Origin of the sequence: Rhizobium sp. WW_1 (assembly GCF_003610155.1) — a bacterium.
In the GTDB taxonomy this organism is placed as follows: Bacteria; Pseudomonadota; Alphaproteobacteria; order Rhizobiales; family Rhizobiaceae; genus Rhizobium; species Rhizobium tropici_A.
Genome location: NZ_RAIN01000068.1, coordinates 1 through 1,041, shown reverse-complemented (window position 1 = coordinate 1,041; position 1,041 = coordinate 1). Strand labels below are relative to the sequence as shown.

The following is a 1,041-nucleotide window of genomic DNA, read 5'->3' as shown; positions in this document are numbered from 1 at the left end:
CTCAGAGAAGCTTGAGATCATCCGGATCGTGGAACAGTCGCATCTGTCGGCCAGACAAACCCTCGACAAGCTCGGCATTCCAAGGCCGACCTTCTATCGCTGGTATGATCGCTTTCTGACCCATGGCGTTGAAGGGCTAGAAGACCGGACGTCCGCGCCGTCACGGGTGTGGAACCGCATCCCCGACGATGTCAGGGACAGGATCATCACCATGGCACTCGACCATGCCGATCTGTCATCACGCGAGCTGGCGGTGAAGTTCACCGACACGGAAAGCTATTTCGTCTCGGAAGCTTCGGTCTATCGCCTGCTCAAGGCCCATGACCTGATTACGTCACCAGCCTATATCGTCATCAAGGCCAACGACGAGTTCAAGGACAAGACCACGCGGCCGAACGAGATGTGGCAAACCGACTTCACCTACCTGAAGGTCATCGGCTGGGGATGGTTTTACCTGTCGACCATCCTCGACGATTATTCCCGCTACATCATCGCCTGGAAGCTGTGCACCAGTATGAAAGTCGATGACGTCACCGACACGCTCGACCTGGCGCTGGCCGCATCAGGCTGCGACAAGGTCAAAGTCGAGCACCGGCCGCGCCTGCTGTCCGACAACGGTCCGTGTTACGTCGCCTCCGATCTCGGCGAATGGCTGGAGAAATACAAGATCGACCAGGTCCACGGCGCTCCCGGCCATCCGCAAACGCAGGGCAAGATCGAGCGTTGGCACCAAACGCTGAAGAACCGCATCCTCTTGGAAAACTACTTCTTCCAGGAAGACCTCGAAGCCCAGATCGCGGCCTTCGTCGAGCACTACAATCATCGCCGATACCACGAGAGCCTCGACAATCTCACTCCGGCCGACGTCTACTTCGGACGCGGCCAGACCATCCTGCTCGAACGTGAAAGGATCAAACGAGACACTATCCGACAGCGCCGCTTGAACCACCAGGCCAAAGCGGCTTAAATCAACCCGCAAACTGAGCCGGAAACTCCATTCTTCCAGAGCCCAAAAAGTCTCAAATCATTCGACGACGGACA

The 1,041-nt window shown here is 57.2% G+C and carries 1 protein-coding gene; it reads left to right on the top strand.

Annotation, left to right across the window (positions count from 1 at the left end; translation table 11 throughout):
• Nucleotides 1-967 (top strand): IS3 family transposase (locus BJ928_RS38480; RefSeq protein ID WP_120296881.1); only part of this gene is annotated, 967 nt, incomplete at its 5' end.
• Nucleotides 968-1,041: the final 74 nt, after the last annotated feature.